General features: G+C 64.4%; 14 protein-coding genes and 1 pseudogene. 8 read left to right on the forward strand and 7 right to left on the reverse strand.

Annotation, left to right across the window (positions count from 1 at the left end; translation table 11 throughout):
• Nucleotides 1-213: 213 nt before the first annotated feature.
• Together PQR54_RS08190 and PQR54_RS08195 are read left to right on the forward strand one after the other, a co-directional pair.
• Nucleotides 214-891: a heavy metal response regulator transcription factor gene (locus PQR54_RS08190; RefSeq protein ID WP_408244874.1), complete on the forward strand. Its 678-nt coding sequence runs from the start codon at nucleotides 214-216 to the stop codon at nucleotides 889-891.
• Nucleotides 891-2,279, forward strand: a pseudogene (locus PQR54_RS08195) (heavy metal sensor histidine kinase); the annotation flags it as partial. The gene PQR54_RS08190 and the pseudogene PQR54_RS08195, both read left to right, overlap by 1 nt.
• On the opposite strand, the gene PQR54_RS08200 reads toward PQR54_RS08195, so the two are convergent.
• The 3 genes from PQR54_RS08200 to PQR54_RS08210 are packed head-to-tail and all read right to left on the reverse strand — an operon-like array spanning nucleotide 2,168 to nucleotide 8,501.
• Entirely contained in the window at nucleotides 2,168-3,853 is a 1,686-nt protein-coding gene (locus tag PQR54_RS08200; RefSeq protein WP_408244875.1) for an efflux transporter outer membrane subunit, read from the reverse strand. The pseudogene PQR54_RS08195 and the gene PQR54_RS08200 overlap by 112 nt on opposite strands.
• A 27-nt stretch (nucleotides 3,854-3,880) precedes the next feature.
• A complete protein-coding gene (locus PQR54_RS08205; RefSeq protein WP_408244876.1) occupies nucleotides 3,881-5,239 on the reverse strand; it encodes an efflux RND transporter periplasmic adaptor subunit in 1,359 nt (452 codons plus the stop codon).
• Between the two features lie 19 nt (nucleotides 5,240-5,258).
• A complete protein-coding gene (locus tag PQR54_RS08210) occupies nucleotides 5,259-8,501 on the reverse strand; it encodes an efflux RND transporter permease subunit (RefSeq protein ID WP_408244877.1) in 3,243 nt (1,080 codons plus the stop codon).
• A gap of 309 nt (nucleotides 8,502-8,810) precedes the next feature.
• On the opposite strand from PQR54_RS08210, the gene PQR54_RS08215 reads away from it, so the two are divergent.
• The gene (locus PQR54_RS08215; protein WP_408244878.1) at nucleotides 8,811-9,098 is read left to right on the forward strand and encodes a DUF4148 domain-containing protein; all 288 of its coding nucleotides are present in this window, start codon (nucleotides 8,811-8,813) and stop codon (nucleotides 9,096-9,098) included.
• A gap of 56 nt (nucleotides 9,099-9,154) precedes the next feature.
• Here PQR54_RS08215 and PQR54_RS08220 read toward each other — a convergent pair whose 3' ends face one another.
• The 4 genes from PQR54_RS08220 to PQR54_RS08235 all read right to left on the reverse strand — a co-directional run bounded on the left by PQR54_RS08220 (nucleotide 9,155) and on the right by PQR54_RS08235 (nucleotide 13,298).
• Nucleotides 9,155-9,325 (reverse strand): hypothetical protein, encoded by a 171-nt coding sequence (locus PQR54_RS08220; protein WP_165923918.1) that lies wholly within the window; start codon nucleotides 9,323-9,325, stop codon nucleotides 9,155-9,157.
• A gap of 128 nt (nucleotides 9,326-9,453) precedes the next feature.
• Nucleotides 9,454-10,599: a substrate-binding domain-containing protein gene (locus PQR54_RS08225; protein WP_121310541.1), complete on the reverse strand. Its 1,146-nt coding sequence runs from the start codon at nucleotides 10,597-10,599 to the stop codon at nucleotides 9,454-9,456.
• Between the two features lie 78 nt (nucleotides 10,600-10,677).
• Complete coding sequence (locus PQR54_RS08230) at nucleotides 10,678-11,679, reverse strand: ABC transporter permease (RefSeq protein WP_106308951.1); 1,002 nt, start codon at nucleotides 11,677-11,679, stop codon at nucleotides 10,678-10,680.
• The gene (locus PQR54_RS08235) at nucleotides 11,676-13,298 is read right to left on the reverse strand and encodes a sugar ABC transporter ATP-binding protein (protein WP_408244879.1); all 1,623 of its coding nucleotides are present in this window, start codon (nucleotides 13,296-13,298) and stop codon (nucleotides 11,676-11,678) included. The genes PQR54_RS08230 and PQR54_RS08235 overlap by 4 nt, the downstream gene beginning before the upstream one ends.
• 250 nt (nucleotides 13,299-13,548) lie before the next feature.
• On the opposite strand from PQR54_RS08235, the gene deoC reads away from it, so the two are divergent.
• The 5 genes from deoC to PQR54_RS08260 all read left to right on the forward strand — a co-directional run bounded on the left by deoC (nucleotide 13,549) and on the right by PQR54_RS08260 (nucleotide 20,302).
• Complete coding sequence (deoC, locus tag PQR54_RS08240) at nucleotides 13,549-14,559, forward strand: deoxyribose-phosphate aldolase (protein ID WP_012427063.1); 1,011 nt, start codon at nucleotides 13,549-13,551, stop codon at nucleotides 14,557-14,559.
• 16 nt (nucleotides 14,560-14,575) lie between these two features.
• A complete protein-coding gene (locus PQR54_RS08245; protein ID WP_408244880.1) occupies nucleotides 14,576-16,966 on the forward strand; it encodes an aldehyde dehydrogenase family protein in 2,391 nt (796 codons plus the stop codon).
• 181 nt (nucleotides 16,967-17,147) lie between these two features.
• On the forward strand, nucleotides 17,148-18,116 hold the full coding sequence (gene rbsK, locus PQR54_RS08250) for a ribokinase (protein ID WP_408244881.1): 969 nt from the start codon (nucleotides 17,148-17,150) through the stop codon (nucleotides 18,114-18,116).
• 39 nt (nucleotides 18,117-18,155) lie between these two features.
• Nucleotides 18,156-19,202: an ABC transporter permease gene (locus tag PQR54_RS08255; RefSeq protein ID WP_408244882.1), complete on the forward strand. Its 1,047-nt coding sequence runs from the start codon at nucleotides 18,156-18,158 to the stop codon at nucleotides 19,200-19,202.
• Between the two features lie 95 nt (nucleotides 19,203-19,297).
• Entirely contained in the window at nucleotides 19,298-20,302 is a 1,005-nt protein-coding gene (locus PQR54_RS08260; protein ID WP_012427059.1) for an autoinducer 2 ABC transporter substrate-binding protein, read from the forward strand.
• Nucleotides 20,303-20,330: the final 28 nt, after the last annotated feature.

The raw sequence follows: 20,330 nt of genomic DNA on the forward strand, positions 1-20,330 counted from the left end.
CATGTGCGCCGCCCGCAACCCTTTCGCCCCGATTCTCGGCACACCGCTGTTGCGGTGCCGCATGGAGAAGGCGGCGCGACGCTGGCTCTGCAAAGTTCGTCGGCGACGCGCGCCGCACCTGCCGAGCGCAACGCATCAACATTACCGGATCGTAATCACCCGCCCGAGTGCTTGACGGTATGATTTCACCGTCAACGCCAAGCGGAGCAACCGATGCGAATCCTGGTGATCGAGGACGAGCTGAAAACAGCGGCCTACCTCAAGAAAGGCCTGGAAGAATCCGGCTATGCGGTCGATGTGGCCAACGACGGCCCGCAAGGGCTGATCCTCGCGCTGGAAGAAGAGTACGACGTGATCGTGCTGGACGTGATGCTGCCCGGCATGGACGGCTGGACCGTCGTCAAGACCTTGCGCGCGAAACGCACCACGCCCGTGCTGTTCCTTACCGCGCGCGACGACGTCGACGACCGTGTGCGCGGCCTCGAACTCGGCGCGGACGATTACCTCGTCAAACCCTTTGCCTTCGTCGAATTGCTGGCGCGCGTGCGCACGCTGGCGCGCCGTGGCCCGCCGCGCGAGAGCGAACTGATCAAGGTGGGCGATCTGGAAATGGACGTGAACCGCCGTCGCGTGAAGCGTGGCGGCACGCGTATCGACCTCACGCCGCGCGAATTCTCGCTGCTGCAACTGCTCGCGCGCCGTCAGGGCGAAGTGCTGAGCCGCACGCAGATCGCGTCGTATGTGTGGGACATGAATTTCGACAGCGACACCAATGTGGTCGAAGTCGCGATCCGCCGCTTGCGCACCAAGATCGACGACAACTTTCCCATCAAGCTGATTCACACCGTGCGCGGCGTGGGTTACGTGCTCGAACTGAAGGACGCCGCTTGATGCGCGGCCGCTCGCTTGCCGCGGCGCTCGCGCTGGCGTTCGGCGCCACTACGCTGACGGTTTTCGTGCTGGTCGGCAGTTTCCTGTATATCGCGCTCGAAAAGCAGATCAAGGCGCAGGACAATCTCGACATCGTGCTCGCCGCGCGTCACGCACGGAGGCTCGCTGAGGAACTGGAATCGGCGCAAAGCATTCGCGACCACAGCGAGCGCTTGACCAGCGTCGTGCTCGGCAACGAAGCGCTGTCGATGGAAGTGTTCGATCCCGACGGCAAGCGGGCGATCGAACACAATATCGCCGGCGCGCTCGCCGTGCCGGATGCGGCGAGCGGCGCCGCGACCATTGCGGCGTTGCCGCCGCTCACGCGTGTTGCCGCGACGACGCGCATCACGGAAGCCGATATCGGCGACTGGACCAGCCGCAACGGCGCACCGATCCGCGGCATTTTCACGGACGCGCGGCTGCGTAACGGCGACACGGCGAGCCTGCTGGTAGCGCGCAACATGAGCGACCGCTGGCTGCTGCTGGACCGCTATCGAGACAAGCTCACGCTCGCCGGCGTGGCCGGCGTGGTGCTGGCCATGCTGCTCGGTTACCTGCTGATTCGCGCCGCGCTGCGGCCGTTGCGCGATATGGCGGCGAGCGCGAGCCTCGTCACGGTGAATCGGCTCGATACGCGCATCGCGGTGGCGCGCGTGCCGAGCGAACTTGAAGCTCTGGTGGCCGCGCTGAACGCGATGCTCGAACGCGTCGAGCAGGGTTTCCAGCGTCTGTCGCGTTTCACCGCCGACCTCGCGCACGACATGCGCACGCCGCTCAGCAACATGCGCGGCGCCGCCGAAGTCGCGCTCGCGCGGCCGCGTTCCGTCGATGAATACGAAGCGCTGCTCGCGTCGAATCTGGAAGAGTGCGACCGGCTCTCGCGCATGATCGAGAGCGTGCTGTTTCTGGCGCGCGCCGAGCATCCGCAGTTCGTCAAGCAATTGCGCGCGTTCGACGCGGGGCAGGAGTTGACCCATATCGCCGAGTATTTCGAAGGAATTGCCGACGATGCGAATGTGCGTTTGCGCGTGAGCGGCACGGCTGCCGTGACTGCCGATCTCGAGCTGTTTCGTCGCGCCGTGAGCAATCTGCTCGCCAACGCCATTCGCTATACGCCGCCGGGCGGCGAGATCGTGCTGGACGCCAGCGAGTCGGCCGACGCGGTGCGCGTGAGCGTGGAGAACCCGGGACAGCCGATTCCCGCCGAGCATCTCGAACGGATTTTCGACCGCTTCTATCGGGTCGATCCGTCGCGCAGTTCGCTGCCGTCGGCGGGGCTGTCGCAAGGGTCCACGGGTTCGACCGGGCTCGGGCTCGCCATCGTGCGCGCGATCATGGAGCTGCACGGCGGTTCGGTGCATGCTGAGAGCGATGCGCGCGGGACGCGGTTCGTGTTGAGGTTTGCGCGGGTTGGGTGAGGGTGGGGAACGGCTCCCGCCGCTCCCGCCGCACTCTTCCCATCCTCACCCCAAGCCCCACCCAACGCCTTCAGCAGCAACACACTCGACTCCAGTTGCCGCGCGGCGATCTGATCCGCGATGCGCTGGTTCGTCAGCGCAATCGTCTGCGCGGTCACCACGTCGAGATAGCTGACCGCGCCCGCGTTGAAGCGGTTCGTCGTGAGCCGCAACGACAGGTCCGCGGCCGTGGTGGCGCGCTGCTGGCTGGCGGCTTCGTCGGCGAGGGAATGCAGGGCGGACAGGTTGTCCTCGACCTGCTGGAACGCCACCAGCACCGACTGTCGATAGTCGGCCACCGCGCCGTCGTACTGCGCGGTCGCGCCGTGCAGGGCGGCTTTGCGCTTGCCGCCGTCGAACAGCGTGCCGGCCAGTTGCGGACCGAGCGACCAGAACAGACTCGGCGCGCTCAGCCATGGCGCGAAAAACGTGCTTTCGAGACCCGCGCTCGCAGACAACACCAGATCCGGAAAAAACGCCGCATGCGCCACGCCGATCTGCGCATTCGCGGAAGCCACGCGCCGTTCGGCGGCGGCGATATCGGGGCGCCGTTCCAGCAGCTGCGAGGGGACACCAACTGGAATCGCAGGCGGTGCTACGGCCGAACCGTTCGGCGGCAGCGTGAAAGTCGATGCCGGTTCGCCGATCAGCGTCGCAATCGCGTGCTGCATCTGCGCGCGCGTCACGTCGATGTCGGTGACCTGTGTGCGCGTCGCTTCGAGTTGCGTCGTGGCCTGGGCGACGGCGGAGGCATCGATCGCACCGTTCTTCAGCTGCTGCTGCAACAGCTTCAACGCGGCGGCGTAGGCGTTCACGCTGTCGTCGAGCAGCTTCTTCTGCGTGTCGAGCGAGCGCAGGGAGAAGTAATCGGCGGCGAGGTCCGCGCTCATCGACAGGCGCACGCCTTCGAGGTCCGCCTCGCTCGCCTGAGCGTCGGCCTGCGCGCCGTTCACGCTGTCGCGCACGCGCCCGAACAGATCCGGCTCCCAACTCGCCGACACGCCCGCCGAGTAGTCCGGCACCGTCTTGCCCGCGAGCGATTTTCCTTCGACGTTCTGCGAGGTCCGGTAGCGGTCCTGCGCGACTCCGGCGGTGATGGTCGGGAAGAAACCGGCGCGCTGATAGTCCACCATCGAGCGTGCCTGCTGAACCTGCGCGACGGCCTTGCGCACGGTCTGGTTCGACACGTCGATGCGCGACTCCAGTTCGTTCAGCACGGGATCGTCGAAGATCGTCCACCAGGGACCGCGCGGAGTGGAGTCAGCCGGCGCGGCCTGCGCCCAGCCTGGCGCGTCGCTCGCTTGCACGGCGCCCGTATGCACGGCGCCCGCGTACTGCGCCGGAATGTCGGCGCTCGGGCGCTGATACGCAGGCATGGTCGAGCACGCGCTGAGCAGCGCGCCGATCAGCGTTGCCGCCAGCGCGCGGCGCGGCAAAGACCGGGGAAGAGACAGCTTGATCATCGGAAAATCCTTTTTCTGACGAAACACTCAGCCGCGCATGGCCGGCATGATCTGAACCATCTGGCCAGTGGAGATCGAATCGCCGGGGTTGTCGATCACGCGGTCGGTGGCGGCGAGTCCGGTCGTGATTTCCACGTGCGTGCCGAAATCGCGGCCGATATGCACGGTCTTGAGCAGCGCCCGGCCGTTGCTGTCGACGACGGCGACCGTCACGCCGTCCGGCCTGAACAGCAACGCGCTGACCGGCAGATCGAGCGCCGGCGTGGTCGACTGCAATTGCAGATGCACCTGCGTGTAAGCGCCGGGCAGCAGCGCGCCGTCCTTGTTGTCCACGTCGACCTCGACGCGCAACGTGCGGCTCGAAGGATCGATCGAACCAGTGCTGCGCGCCACCTTCGCCGCGATGCGGCGGCCCGGATACTGCTGTGCGGTCAGATACACGCCCGTGGCCGGCGTGACGTACGGCGCGTCGTTCTGCGGCACATCGACGAACACGCGCAGCACGCCGTTCTGCTGGATATGGAACAGTTCGCCCGACATGCCCGCGGCGCCGGGCGTGCCGCCCGCCGTCACCAGCGCGCCGACATCGACGTTGCGCGCGGTGATCACGCCGTCGAACGGCGCGGTGATCTTTTCGTACGAGACGAGTTCGGCGAGATGCGCGACGTTGGCCTGCGCCGACGCCAGCATCGCGCGGCGCGCTTCCATGTCGCTGACCTTGGTGTCGACGTCCTGCTGCGCGACCGATTGGGTCTTCAGCATGTCCTGCCAGCGCTGCGCGGTGGTCTTCGCGTAGTCGAAATTGGCTTGCGCGGTGGCTTCGTCGGCGCGGGCCTGGCGCAGTTGCGCGTCCAGATCGGGGGCTTCGATCGTCGCGAGCACCTGGCCGCTTTTCACCTGCGCGCCGATGTCGATGTTCCAGTGCGCGAGGTAGCCGCTGGTGCGCGCATAGATGGAGGCTTCGGCGAACGGCGTGACGGCGCCGGGCAGCAGCAGTTCGTTGACGGCCGGCGCAGCGCGCGGCGCGACCACCGACACGCTGAGCATGCTTCGCGCTTGCGTTTGCTCAGTCAGCGCGGCGCTCGCATGCAAGCGCGGCACGATGCCGATGATCAGCAAGACTGCTGCAAGTCCGCTCAGCGCGAACGGCCAGAGACGGCGGCGCGGTTCGGCGTGCGTGTCGCGGTGCGAAACGGCGTCAGCGGCCGTTCTGTCACGCGTGGATTCGGCGGCATGCGCGCGCGCGCCGCGGTCTGATTCCCGCGCGGGCGAAGCTGCCGGCGCGGGGGCAGCGGCATGAGCGACGTCTAGCGCGCGAGTTTCAGCGGCGTTGGCTGCCTGTTCGGCCTGCCCACCCAACTCCGGCGGAAGTGATGAATCGTTCATATAAAAGGTCTCGTCGAAATCAAAGAGTGCGGGCGATGGCTGTGGATTCGTGTTGTTCGCTGCGTGCCGCGCGGCGTTTGTCGAGCCACGTATGCACCATCCCGTAGACGACCGGGACGAACAGCAAGGTCGACACCGTGCCGAGCGCGAGGCCGCCGATCACGGCGCGACCGAGTGGCGCGTTCTGTTCGCCGCCGTCGCCGAGGCCGAGCGCCATCGGCAGCATGCCGATCAGCATGGCGAGGGCGGTCATCAGCACCGGACGGAAGCGGCTGAAGCCGGCTTCGAGTGCGGCCCGCAACGGGGGTTTGCCGCCGTGGTGAAGTTCACGCGCGGTGTTGACGACCAGGATGCTATTGGCCGTGGCAATGCCGATGCACAGAATGGTGCCGGTGAGCGCCGGCACGCTCAGGCGAGTGCCCGTGCTGAACAGCATCCACGCGATGCCGGCGAGCGAACCCGGCAAGCCGCTGATCGTGATGAACGGGTCGAGCCACGACTGGAAGTTGACCACCATCAGCAGATAAACGAGGCCGATGGCGAACACGAGACCGCTCGCGAGACCGCTGAACGAATCGTGCATGGCCTGCACCTGGCCACGTACGACGATGGACGCGCCCGGCGGCAATTGCGGCCTGATCTGTTCGACCAGCCGGTTGACGTCCGCCGCCACGCCGCCGAGATCGCGCCCTTGCGCCGACGCGAAGATATCGAGCACCGGCTGCACGTTGTAGTGCGAGACGACGGCTTGCTGGGTGCCGCGTGTCAGCGTGCTCAACGCGCCGAGCAGATTTTGCGGCGCGGGGCCGGAGCCGTTCGCCGAGGCCGTCGCGCTCGTGCCGGACTTGATGGCGCCGTTCTGCGCGACCGGAATATTGGCAAGCGCCTGCAACGAGTTGACGTCGTACTGCGGCATCATCGCCATCAACGGATAGCTCACGCCGTTGCGCGGATCGAGCCAGAAATTCGGCGTGGTCTGCGAACTGCCGGAGAGCGCGATCAGCAGATTCTGCGACACGTCGCGTTGCTGCAGACCGGCCTGAATCGCCCGTGTCCGGTCCACGTTGACGTTGATCGCGGGCGCGTCGCCGGGTTGTTGAATGCGCGCATCGACGAGGCCGCGCACGCCGCGCAGTTGCGCGAGCAGGCGGTTCGCCACCGCGCGGTTGGCGTCGAGCTTGTTGCCGACGATCTGGATATCGATCGGCGCGGGCAGTCCGAAGTTGAGAATCTGGCTGACGATGTCGGCGGGCAGGAAGGCGAACGTGACGCCGGGGAAATCCTTGGTCAGCGTGTTGCGCAGCGTTGCCACGTATTGCGCGGTCGGCTTGTGTTTCGGCGCGAGCGTGATCATCACGTCGGCATCTTCGGGGCCGATCGGGTCCGACGAGTCGTAGGTCAGATTGATGCCGCTCACCGGCACGCCGATGTTGTCGAGCACCGCCGCGAGCTCCTGCTTCGGAATCACGTCGCGCACGCGGGCTTCGACCTGGTCGGTAATGCTCGCGGTGTCTTCGATGCGCGTGCCGGTCGGCGCGCGCAGATGCAGGCGGATCTCGCCGGTGTCCACAGCGGGGAAAAAGTCGCGGCCGGTGAACGGCACCAGCGCGAGCGAGCCGAGGCAAAGCACGAGGAAGATTGCGATGAAGCGCTTCGGGCTCGCTATCGCCGCGCCGAGCACGCCGCGATAACGCTCGCGCAGCGCTTCGAAGCGCTGCTCGAACCCGGCCTGAAATCGGATCAGCCGCGCAATCGGCCCGTTGCCGTTGACCGGCGCTTTGCTGCGCGCGCGCATCAGATACATCGCGAGCGTCGGCACCAGCGTGCGCGAGAAGAAGTACGACGCGATCATCGCGAATACCACCGCTTCGGCGAGCGGCACGAACAGATAGCGAGCGACGCCGGAGAGCAGGAACATCGGCACGAACACGATACAGATCGAGAGCGTCGAGACGAAGGTCGGCACGGCGATTTCGCCGGAGCCGTTCAGGATCGCGTCCTGCAACGCTTCGCCGTTCTCCAGGTGATGCGTGATGTTTTCGATAGCGACAGTGGCGTCGTCGACGAGTATCCCCACGGCGAGCGCAAGCCCGCCGAGCGTCATGATGTTGATGGTCTGGCCGAGCGCGGACAGTGCGATCAGCGAGGTCAGCACGGCTAGCGGAATCGACACCGCGATGATGAGCGTGGCGCGCCAGCTGCCGAGAAACAGCAGGATCATCACGGCGGTGAGGGCGGCGGCGATGAGCGCCTCGCGCGCCACGCCCACCACGGCCGACTTCACGAACACGGATTGATCGGACAGCGCCGTGATATGCAGCGCGCTCGGCAGGCCGGCTGCGATATGCGGCAACATCGCCTTGACCTGCTGGATGATGGTCAGCGTCGAGGTGCTGCCGGATTTTTCGATTGTCAGAAGCGCGGCGCGTTTGCCGTCGCTGCGCACGATGTTGGTCTGCGGCGCATAGCCGTCGCGCACATGGGCGACGTCGCGCACGTACACCACGCCGCCGGCCACGGTCTTGATCGGCAGATCGTTGAGCGCGGCCACCGTGTCGGTGCTGCCGTTCATCTGAACGTTGTATTCCTTCGTGCCGATCTTCGCCGTGCCGCCCGGCAGAATCAGGTTCTGCGCGTTGACGGCGTTGACCACGTCGAGCGGGGCGAGTCCCTTGGCCTGCAGCGCGCGCGGATCGATATCCACCATGATCTGCCGCACCTTGCCGCCGAACGGCAGCGGCACCGACGCGCCTTGCACCGTCGCCAGTTGCGTGCGGATCTGGCTGTTGCCGAGGTCGTAGAGTTGCTGTTCGGAGAGCGTGTCGCTCGAGAGGCCGAGCTGCAGGATCGGCACCGTGGAAGCGTTATACGTAATGATGTTCGGCGGCAGCGTGCCGGGCGGCAGCACGCGCAGGATCGACGCCGAATTGGACGCCGCCTCCGCGATCGCGCGATTGATGTCCGCACCCGGATGAAAAAAGATCTTCACCACGGAGACGCCGTTCAGCGATTGCGACTCGATGTGCTCGATATCGTCCACGTCCGAGGTCAGCGCGCGCTCGTAGTTCGACGTGATGCGACTGGCCATGTCTTGCGCGGAGAAGCCGTTATAGCTCCAGACGATGCTGACCACCGGGATATCGATATTCGGAAAGATATCGGTCGGCGTGCGCAGTATCGCGAGCGGGCCGACGATAAAGATCAGCACGGCGAGCACCACGAAGGTATAAGGGCGGCGCAGCGCCAGCCTGACAATCCACATGACGGGTTCCTGAAAAAAGGCCGAAGGAGGCACGCGTCGCTGCAGTGCTGCGGAGCGCGTGACGCGGGCTTCGTGAGTCAGGAGTGTGGCGGGGCGGCGCTGACGGACTGCCGTCGGTTAGATTACCGTTCTGTTATGTCGATGCTGATTCGAAGGAACTGGGAGGTGGCATCGCCTCGCGTGGTGGTTCGCCGGGCGTGCATAGATAACAAAACGGTAATCTGAAGGTCAGTGCCCGGACAGGGGAAATGACAAGAATGGGAGGCGTGTTGCTACCCAGTCATTGCCTGCCCCTACCGGAGAGACATCATGAAATTGCTTAACGCTGTTGCCGTCACCGCGCTCAGCCTGGCGTTCGGCGCGAATGCCTTTGCGCAAACCAGCACGTCAGGTCTGACGCGCGCCGATGTGATGGCGCAGTTGAAACAGGCCCAAGCCGAAGGGTTGGTGCCGTCACATGATGACGACTATCCGCTGACGGATGCCGAAATAGCGCGAAATCGGGAGGTCTATGCGATCGAGCACCGCGCGGACAATGCCGCAACGGTGCGCACCGCGCAAATGCCGGCGGCGAATCGGGAGTCGGTATCGAATTGAGCCAATTCACCGCCGTATCAAACAGGCTGCTTCCGGCCGGCGAAAGATTGCCGACGCTATGACCGGTCGCGGTTGCGTGCCCGCGTCGCGCCGGTAATGACGGCAACGCCGAGCAGAATGACCGCCACGATGGCAATCGTATGTTGCGCGACGTGCATGGCCATCAATCCCCATGACACGCCGCCGATCAGAATGATCCAGCCAACCAGGTAAATAAGCAGGGTCATCTTTTCTCCTCGTTCGAATCGACGTAATGGCCTATCGAGTAGCAGGATTCGCGCCCGACGCCGGCTTGTTGCGCCGGCGTCCGCAAGCTGAAGGAGAGAGATGCGATACGAAGCGCGGCTCGTCCGCCTCAACCGCAAGCCGGCGCGGCCTTCTTGCACGCATCCGCCAGTTGCGGCGGCGGATCTTTCTTGAACACGGTCTTATAAGACTCGAGCACGTTCGACTGAACCACCGGCAACGATTGCACACCGATCCACGCCGGCGGTGTCTGGCCGATCAGCGCCTTCATCATCGCCATGGCCTCGGCGACGCCCTGATCGTACGGACGCTGCGAACCGGTTGCCTTCAGCGGTCCGCCCTTGGCGATTTCGATCGCGGATTGCAGGCCGAGATCGACCGTCGTCATTGGAATCGTCACGCCTTGCGCGCGCATCGACGTGAGTGTGTCGAGAGCCGGCTGGTCCCATACGGCGAACAGACCCTTCACGTCCGGATTCCCGGTGAGGAAGTCGCCCGCGATCTGGCCGACTTTAGACGGGTCCGTGAAGGCGACCTGCTTGATCTTGATGTCCGGACGGTTTTTCTTCAGCCAGTCGTTGACGGCCTTGGTGCGCTCCGTCGTGCTGAAATAATCCACGCCGAAATTCACGAGCCCGACCGTCGCGCCTTGCGGCACGCACGAGGCGAGCACCTTCGCCGCGATCTGGCCGTTGCCTTCGCTGTCCGCCGAGATCATCGCCGAATATTCCTCTGGATGCTTCAGGCCGGTCGGCACGTTGTCCATGAACACGAGCTTGATGCCGGCCGCGGACACTTTCTTGTAGGTGGCGGCCGTCGCCGTACCGTCGACTGGAATCGAGATGATGCCGTTCGGGTGGCGCTGGATCGTGTTCTCGATGTCGGCGATCTGCTTGTCGACCTGATATTCCGCCGACGCCGTGCCGATCACTTCCACGCCGTATTTCTTCAGCGTATCGGTAATGCCCGCCACCTGGAGCTGCGACCAGTCGAGATTCATGGTCTGCATCGAAATGCCGACCTTGAACTTGCCGGCCTTGATCTTGGCGATGTCGGCGTCGGTCAGTTTCACGGCATCCACCGAGGCGGCTTTCTCGCCGTTCGGTCCTTGCCCGACAATGCCCTTCGGGCCGATCGAGCCCGCGGGTATGCCGGTCACGCATTGCGCGTAAGCACCCGGGGAAGCCAGACAAGCGACGGCGGCCGCCGCCATGACACCGGCTAACGCTATTCTTGAACCACGACGTTGTTTCATGTTTCTCCTCCGTTGGTCTTCATGTCTGTGCTTCACGTCTTCACTTCCGGACTGCCTCGCTTCTTGCCTCGCGTCTTGCTACTTCCTGGTAAAGGCAACCGCCGCCACGATGATCACGCCTTTAATCACCAGTTGCAGCGATGAACTCACGCCGAGCAGCACCAGCCCGTTATTGAGCGTGCCGATGATCAGACTGCCGAGCAGCGTCCCCAGCACGAAGCCGCGTCCGCCGAACAGACTGCAGCCGCCGAGCGTGACCGATGCGATCACATCCAGCTCCATGCCTTGCACGACGTCGGGTCGCGCCGCATGCGAGCGCGCGGAGAGCACGAGCGCGGCGAGTCCGGCCAGCATGCCGGTGAGAATGAAGGCGAGGGTGGTCACGCGCCGCGTGTTGATGCCCGAATACAGCGCGGCGGTCGGATTGCCGCCCGCCGCGTAGATCTGCCGGCCGAATACGCTGTAGTGCAGCAGCAGAATGCCTGCGATCACGGCGAGCAGTGTCCAGATGATCGGCACCGGCACGCCGAAAATATCGCCCTCGCCGAAGATCGAGATGAACGAGTCGTTGTCGATGATCACGGGCTTGGTGGTCGTGACCATCAGCGCAAGTCCGCGCGCGGCGCTCAGCGTGCCGAGCGTGACGAGAAACGAAGGAATATTCACGCGCGTGGTCACGATCCCGTTGATCGCGCCGACGATCGCGCCGGTGCCGATACCGGCAATCGCGCCGATCACCCAGTTGTTGCCCACATACGCCATGGCGAGCGCCGCGGACATACCCGATAGCGCCAGCGTCGACCCCACGGAAAGATCGATCTGCCGCGCGATGATCACGAAGGTCATGCCGATCGCGATGATCGAGACGAGCGCGGTCTGCCGGCCGATATTCAGGAAGTTATCGATGGACAGGAACCACGGCGACGCGAAGCTGAACACCACCAGCAGAATCGCGAACGCGGCATACAGCGCATAAGGCCGGTCGCCTTGCAGCAGGGCTTGCGCGATGCGCCGCATACGGCTTTTTTGCGGCGGCGATGCCTGCCGTTCGGCCGTCAGCGGCGAGACAGATTCATTCATGTTGCTAACGCCTCGAGGGAAGAACGGGAAAGTTGGATCAGGTGATGCAGCGCTTCGGCGTTGGCGAGTTCCGCGCGCTCGACGGTGTTGACAATGCAGCCGTCCGCGACAATCGAAATGCGGTCGCACAGGCGCAGCAGTTCGTCGAGATCCGACGAGACCACGAGCACGCCGGTGCCGGCTTGCGCGGCGTCGTTCACCACGCCGTAGATTTCCTCGCGCGCGCCGACATCCACGCCGACGGTCGGTTCGTCGAGCATCAGCAGCTTAGGGCGCGGATGATTCCACTTCGCGAAGACCACTTTCTGCTGATTGCCGCCAGATAGAAACTTGACCGCGGTGGAGGAGTTGGGCGCTTTCACGGCCAGCTCTTTCATGGAACGCTTCGCCTGCTGAACGGCGGCCTGGCTGCGCAACCATCCCCAGCGGGAAAAATGCGGCAAGCGCGGCAGCGTCAGATTGCGTTCGATCGAATGATCGAGCACGAGCCCTTCGAGGTGACGATCCTCCGGCACTAGCGCCACGCCGAGTTGAATAGCCTCGGCGGGTGTGATGCGCGAGCGCGTTCGACCATCGAATTCGATGCTGCCGGCGTCGACGGAGCGAAGGCCAAAGACGGTTTGCAGAATTTCGGTGCGTCCGCTGCCGATCAATCCCGCGAGCCCGTGGACTTCGCCGCGGCGAACCACGAGATCGATGTGATGCAAGCGGTCGTTGCTGACGTTCGATAACTTGAGCACGGGCGCGGTGTCGGCATTGGACGCTTGTCCCGATGCCGGCAACGCGCTTACGGTAGTGGCAACCACTGCAGCGCCATCGCCCACCGCCGTTTTCTGCCGCGCCTGCAACGCGGCATGAGCCGGACCGACAATCGCCGCCACCAATTGCTTCATATCCGTTTGCGCCGTCTGGAATGTGCCGGCATTCGCGCCATCGCGGAACACGGTCACGCGCTGCGAAATCCTGAACACCTCGTTCAACCGATGCGTCACATAGATCACGCCGACGCCGCGAGCCGTGACCGCGCGAATCGCGTCGAACAGAATCTGCTCTTCGCCGCCGGTCAACGCGGAAGTGGGTTCATCGAGAATCAGCACGCGCACTTCGCCCATCAGCGCCTTGCAGATCTCGGTCATTTGCCGGTAAGCGAAGGGCAGTGAGCCGACCGACACTTTCGGATCGAGTGGAATGCCATGCGAACGCAGGAACTCGCCGACCGTTGCCATGAGCTGGCGATTCTTCACGAAGCCCAGACGCGTGCGCGGCTCGCGTCCCAACATGAGATTGGCGCCGACCGAGAGTGATTCGACGAGACTCAAGTCCTGATAGACCACGGCGACACCCGCATCGCGCGATTGCGCGGGGGAGTCGAACGCGACTTTCTGTCCGGCGATTTCGATGACGCCGTCGTCATACGCATGCACACCGCTCAGGATCTTGATCAGCGTGGATTTGCCCGCGCCGTTTTCGCCGAGCAGTGCGTGGACTTCGCCGGGCAACACTTCGAGGTTGACGCCGCGCAGCGCGTGCACGCCACCAAATCGTTTGGTGACGCCAGCAACACGGATCAATGGAACCTGAGGCGATGACGCGGCCGCAACCGCAACCGGCTCACTCATCTGGCATGTCTCCTTCGTCCACGCGACGAAATTCTTTTCTTTGTATAACGCTGTCCGGCCGAAACCGTGTTGTGATCTTCGCATCATGAATATGGTGCGTCAATAACATTCACGGGCGTTCACCGGGCTCAACGCTTGATGATGTAACGATTGCTCGCAAAGTTTGTTATGATTCTATCAATCGTTGTAGCATAAGTGCGAACAAATTGTCGGCGGCTGTTGTGCGTCGCATCATATTTTCGGATGTCTTATGCCAGAAGCCCCATTGCAGTCTTCATCGGTCGTCGCGCTGCGCGGCACACCGATCGTTCATCCCGAGCGCAATCCCGGCATGCCGTTCGACGCCTCCTGGCTCGACGGCTTGCGCGTCAACCAGTCGGCGGTTGAACGGCGCACCGCCACACTCGGCACGCGCCGCAGCGTCAAGAAAGATGCGCAGGCGGCCTGGCTGCTCAAAGCCGTCACCTGCATCGATCTCACCACGCTCAACGGCGACGATACCGAAGGCCGCGTGCGGCGGCTCTGCGCGAAGGCGCGGCAACCGGTGCGCGCCGATCTGCTCGAAGCGCTCGGCCTCGCGCCGCAAGGCATCACGACCGGCGCGGTGTGCGTGTATCACCGCTTCGTCGCGGCGGCGGTCGATGCGCTGCACGGCAGCGGCATTCCGGTAGCTGCGGTCTCTACGGGTTTTCCTGCGGGCTTGATTCCGCATCCGCTGAAGCTCAAAGAGATCGAAGCCTCGGTTGCGGACGGCGCGCAGGAAATCGACATCGTCGTCACGCGTGAATATGTGCTGACCGGCAACTGGCAGGCGCTTTACGACGAAGTGCGCGACTTCCGCGCGGCGTGCGGCCCGGCGCATCTGAAAACCATTCTTGCCACCGGCGACATCCGAACGCTCTCGAACGTGGCGCGCGCGTCGATGGTCTGCATGATGGCCGGCGCAGACTTCATCAAGACATCCACCGGCAAGGAAGGCGTGAACGCGACGCTCGACGTGTCGCTCGTGATGGTGCGCATGATCCGCGAATACCAGGAACGCACCGGCGTGCTGATCGGCTTCAAGCCGGCGGGCGGCGTATCGACTGCGAAGTCCGTCCTGTCGTATCAGATTCTGATGAAAGAAGAACTCGGCCGTGCGTGGCTCGAACCGGAGCTGTTCCGGATCGGCGCGTCGAGCCTGCTGGCCGATATCGAACGCCAGCTCGAACATTACGTGAGCGGCCGTTACTCCGCTTTCAACCGTCACCCCGTAGCCTGAACAGAAGACCGATCCCATGAGCGTAGCCGAGTATTTTTCATCGATGGAGTACGGTCCCGCACCCGAGGACGATCAACCCGCGCGCGCCTGGCTGGCGCAGCATGAGGATGGCTTCGGGCATTTCATCGGCGGTGCGTGGCATGCGCCGGCGGCGGGAGAGCGCTTCGCTTCGAACGCGCCCGCGACGGGCGAGCAGCTCGCACAGGTCGCTCAGGGCGACGCGGCCGATGTCGACGCCGCCGTAGCCGCCGCGCGCGCCGCGCAACCGGGCTGGCTCGCGTTGGGCGGTGCCGGACGGGCGCGGCATCTGTATGCGCTTGCCCGCATGGTGCAGCGTCATAGCCGGCTGTTCGCTGTGCTCGAAGCGCTCGACAACGGCAAGCCGATCCGCGAAACGCGCGATATCGATGTGCCGCTCGTCGCGCGTCACTTTCTGCATCACGCGGGGTGGGCGCAGTTGCAGGAGAGCGAGTTCGCGGATTACGCGCCGCTCGGCGTGGTCGGTCAGATCGTGCCGTGGAATTTCCCGCTGTTGATGCTCGCGTGGAAGATCGCGCCTGCAATTGCAACGGGCAACTGCGTCGTGTTGAAGCCTGCTGAGTACACGCCGCTCACCGCGTTGCTGTTCGCCGAACTTGCGCATCGCGCAGGCTTGCCGGCCGGCGTACTGAATGTAGTTACCGGCGACGGGCGCACCGGCGCGGCTTTGGTCGACCATCCGCAAGTCGACAAGATCGCCTTTACCGGCTCGACCGAAGTAGGCCGGCTGATCCGTTCGGCCACGGCTGGTTCGGGCAAGTCGCTGACGCTCGAACTCGGCGGCAAGTCGCCCTTCATCGTGTTCGACGACGCGGACCTGGATGGCGCGGTCGAAGGCGTCGTCGACGCCATCTGGTTCAACCAGGGGCAAGTCTGCTGCGCGGGCTCGCGGCTGCTCGTGCAGGAAGGCATCGAAGCGCGCTTCATCGCCAAGCTGAAACGGCGCATGGAGACGCTGCGCGTGGGCACGTCGCTCGATAAGAGCATCGATCTCGGCGCGATCGTCGATCCGGTGCAGCTCGAACGTATTCAATCGCTGGTGGAAACCGGCCGGCGTGAAGGTTGCTCGGTGTGGCAGTCGCCTGATACGACGATCCCTTCCGGCGGCTGCTTTTTCCCGCCGACGCTCGTCACCGGCGTAGCCCCCGCTTCCACGCTGGCGCAGGAAGAAATCTTCGGCCCGGTGCTGGTCACGATGAGCTTCCGCACGCCCGACGAAGCGATCGCGCTCGCCAACAACTCGCGTTACGGACTCGCCGCGAGCGTGTGGAGCGAAACCATCGGCCGCGCGCTCGATGTCGCGCCGCGCCTCGCCAGCGGCGTCGTCTGGATCAACGCGACGAATCTGTTCGACGCGGCGGTCGGCTTCGGCGGTTACCGCGAATCGGGCTATGGCCGTGAAGGTGGGCGTGAGGGCATCTACGAATATCTGAAACCCCGGGCGTGGCTCAAGCTTGCGGAGCGTCGGACGGCGCCTGCCGTTGCGAGCAACGCGGCGACGCTCGATCCGTTGTCGAACGTCACGTCGATCGATCGCACCGCGAAGCTGTTTATCGGCGGCAAGCAGGCGCGCCCGGACAGCGGCTATTCGCTGCCGGTGCATGCGCCGGACGGCACACCCGTTGGCGAAGTCGCCGCGGGCAATCGCAAGGACATCCGCAACGCAGTCGAAGCGGCGCGCGCGGCGCAGAAATGGTCGCAGGCGAGCACGCACAACCGCGCGCAAGTGCTGTTCTATCTGGCGGAAAACCTCGCCGTGCGCGCGGACGAATTCGTGCGCCAGCTCGTGGTGCGCAACGGTGCGACCGAAGCCGCGGCTCGTGCCGAAGTGGATGCCTCCGTGCAGCGTCTGTTCACGTACGCGGCGTGGGCCGACAAGTTCGACGGCGCCGTCCATACGCCGCCGTTGCGGGGCGTCGCGCTGGCCATGAACGAGCCGCTCGGTGTGATCGGAATCGCCTGTCCGGACGAAGCGCCGCTGCTCGGCTTCGTTTCGCTGGCGGCGCCCGCGCTGGCGATGGGCAATCGCGTGGTGGTCTTGCCGAGCGAAGCGTCGCCGCTCACGGTCACCGACTTCTATCAGGTGGCCGAGACGTCCGATGTGCCCGGCGGCGTGCTGAACATCGTCACGGGTGAACGCGGCGCGTTGCTGCCCGCGCTCGTCAAACACGACGACGTCGACGCGGTCTGGTGCTTCGGCAGCGCGGCGGATTCGACGCTGGTCGAACGCGAATCGGTCGGCAATCTGAAGCGAACGTTCGTCGATTACGGCCGCCAGTTCGACTGGTTCGACCGTGCGAGCGAAGGCCGGCCGTTCCTGCGCCAGGCGGTGCAGGTGAAGAACATCTGGATACCGTACGGAGACTGACCGGCTGATCCGGCAACCGTACCGACGTCTTAAAGTAAAGACACGCACGCCAACCAGAAAATGGAGGAGACAACGTGCTGAAGAATCTGGATTTGCTGTTGCAGTCAGCGGTGTTGTGCGCATGTGAAGCAGCGACTCAAAACCCCTTGAATCAGGCTGTTTTGCAACGAGGGCAACGCACATGAACACGCCTGCGCAATCAAACGGAAAGGGACGCGTCGTCATTCTCGGCATCTATGTGACCGATCTGACGTTTCGCGCGGGACGCATGCCGCAGATCGGCGAAACGATCGCGGGCACGGCGTTCGCCATGGGGCCGGGCGGCAAGGGCTCGAATCAGGCGGTCGCGGCCGCGCGGGTCGGCGCGGACGTAGTGTTCTGCACCCGCATCGGCAACGACGCGTTCGGCTCCATTGCACGCGCTACGTGGGCCGCTGAAGGCATCACGGCGCGCGCGTCGGTGATCGACGGCGTTTCGACGGGCGCGGCGCATATCTTCGTCGACGACAACACCGGCATGAACGCGATCATCGTCGCATCCGGCGCGGCCGGCACGATGGAAGCCGCCGACGTCGACGCGATCGAAGCGGACATCGCCGCCGCCCGCGTGTTCGTCACGCAACTCGAACAGCCGCTCGCAGCCGCGCGCCGCGGGCTGGAAGTGGCGCGCAAGCATGGCGTGATCACCGTGTTCAACCCGGCGCCCGCCATGCCGCTCGACGACGCCATCTTCCCCTTGTGCGACTACATCACCCCGAATGAAACCGAAGCGACCGCGCTGACCGGCGTGCCGATCGCGAACGCCGACGACGCCCGCCGCGCCGCCGACGTATTGCTCGCCAAAGGCGTCGGCACGGCGATCATCACGTTGGGCGAGGGCGGTGCGCTGCTGCACTCGGCGAATCAATCGCTGCTCGTGCCCGCATATCACTGCGGCCGCGTGGTGGAAACCGCCGGCGCCGGCGACGGCTTCACGGGCGGCTTCGCGGCAGCGCTCGCACGTGGCGACGATGCGATCACGGCATTGCGTTTCGGTTGCGCACTCGCGGGGATTTCCGTGACGCGTCCGGGCACGGCGCCATCCATGCCGACGCTCGACGAAGTGAACCAGGTGCTGAACCAGCCGGCCGGCGTATCCCAGCCATCCTGATCTGACCGTTTGCGTAGCCTGAAGGAGCGTGTCGTCACCATGAAGTCTGCGTTCACCGCTGGAAAACTGTTCGGCGACCGGCAACTGAATTTTCTGCTGATCGTCAACGTGCTCGTCGTGCTGGTCGCGACGTGGCTCTCGCGCGGCCAATTCGTCGATATCGACAATCTGCAGTCGATGGGCGGCCAGTTGCCCGAACTCGGCCTGCTCGCGCTCGGCATCATGCTCTCGATGGTGTCGGGCAACGGCGGCATCGATCTCTCGGGCGTCGGGCTTGCCAATCTGTCGGGCATGGTGGCCGCGCTGGTCGTGCCGCGCTTCGTCAATGGCGACGACTCGCCCGCGCTTTATACGTCGCTCTTCTGCGTGATCGTAGTGGCGATGGGTTTGCTCGGCGGACTGCTGAACGGCGTGGTGATTGCGCGCCTCAGACTCACGCCGATTCTCTGCACGCTCGGCACGCAGTTGCTGTTCACCGGCTTTGCAGTGGTGCTCAGCAACGGCGCCTCGGTGCATGTCGATTACGTGGACCCGCTGTCGAACATCGGCAACGGTACGGTGTTTCAGGTGCCGATCGCGTTCTGCATCTTTATCGCGGCGGTGATCGTGCTCGGCTGGCTGCTCAAGCGCAGTCCATTCGGCTTGCGTCTCTATCTGATGGGTACGAATCCGAAGGCGGCGTTCTATGCCGGGATTCCGCGAGCGCGCATGCTGATCACGACGTATGCGATGTGCGGCGTGCTCGCGTCGCTGGCTGGGCTGATCAGCGCGACGCATACGTCCAGCGCGAAGTGGGACTACGGCAACTCCTATCTGCTGATCGCGATCCTGATCGCGGTGATGGGCGGGGTGAATCCCGCGGGCGGTCATGGCCGCATCATCTGCGTGTTCTTCGCTGCGACGGTGCTGCAGTTTCTCTCCAGCCTGTTCAATCTGATGGGCGTGTCGCAGTTTTTCGGCGACTGCGCGTGGGGTTTTCTGTTGCTGCTGTCGCTGGCGTTTGCGGGCGGCGAACGGGTGCGCGCGATCTTCGGCTTTCGCGGCGGAAGCAACGCGGGTGCTTCAAGTGCGGCGCCTAAGCGTTAGCGGCGCACGATAAGGTTTCAGTACGCGGCGGACAACGAGCCCAGGCTGTCCGTGACGGTGAAGTGGGCGACATCGAACGATAAAGGAGACATCGCATGAAATTGACTCGACTGGGTGCCGCGCTCGCGGCAGGCGCGCTGACGGTAGGCGTGATCGCCGCCGCGCAGGCTGCCACGAACGAAACGATCGTCACGGTCGTCAAGGTGACCGGCATCAACTGGTTCAACCGCATGGACGACGGCGTCAAGCAGTTCGCCAAGGACAACCCCAACATCAACGCGTATCAGACCGGCCCAGGCCGTGCCGATGCCGCGCAGCAACTGAAGATCATCGAAGACCTGATCGCCAAGAAGGTCACGGCCATCGCCGTGGTCCCCTACGATCCGCCGACGCTCGAACCCGCGCTGAAGAAGGCGATGGATCGCGGCATCAAGGTGGTCACGCATGAAGCGGACAACGCCAAGAACACGATGGTCGACATCGAGGCGTTCGATAACACCGCTTACGGTGCGGGCTTGAACGAGCGGCTCGCCTCGTGCATGCACGACGACGGTAAGTGGGCCGTGCTGGTCGGCTCGCTCGGCAGCCGCTCGCAGGTGCAATGGGCGGACGGCGGCATCGGCAACGCCAAGGCCAAGTATCCGAAGATGAACCTGGTCGAGCCGAAGCTCGAAACCAATAACGACGGTGAGCGCGCCTATGAAGTCGCGAAGGAAGTGCTGCGCAAGCATCCGGACCTGAAGGGCTTCCAGGGTTCTTCGTCGCTCGACGTGATCGGCATTGGCCGCGCGGTGGAAGAGGCCGGCATGCAGGGCAAGATCTGCGTCTACGGCACGGGTCTGCCGACGGAAGCCGGCAAGTTCCTCGAAAGCGGCGCGATCAACGGCATCGCGTTCTGGGATCCGAAGCTCGCGGGCATCGCGATGAACAAGGTCGCGCAGATGCTGGTGGACGGCAAGACGGTTGAAAACGGCGCCGACCTCGGCATTCCGGGCTACACGAAGGTGACGGTCGCTAAAGGTCCGGGCAAGGGCATCATCGTGCGCGGGCAGGGCTGGGTGAACGTCGACAAGTCGAACTACAAGCAGTATCCGTTCTGAACTTTTTTGCGGCTTCCAGTTTTTGTTT

It is taken from the genome of Paraburkholderia phytofirmans (assembly GCF_046028095.1).
Taxonomy (GTDB): domain Bacteria; phylum Pseudomonadota; class Gammaproteobacteria; order Burkholderiales; family Burkholderiaceae; genus Paraburkholderia; species Paraburkholderia phytofirmans_A.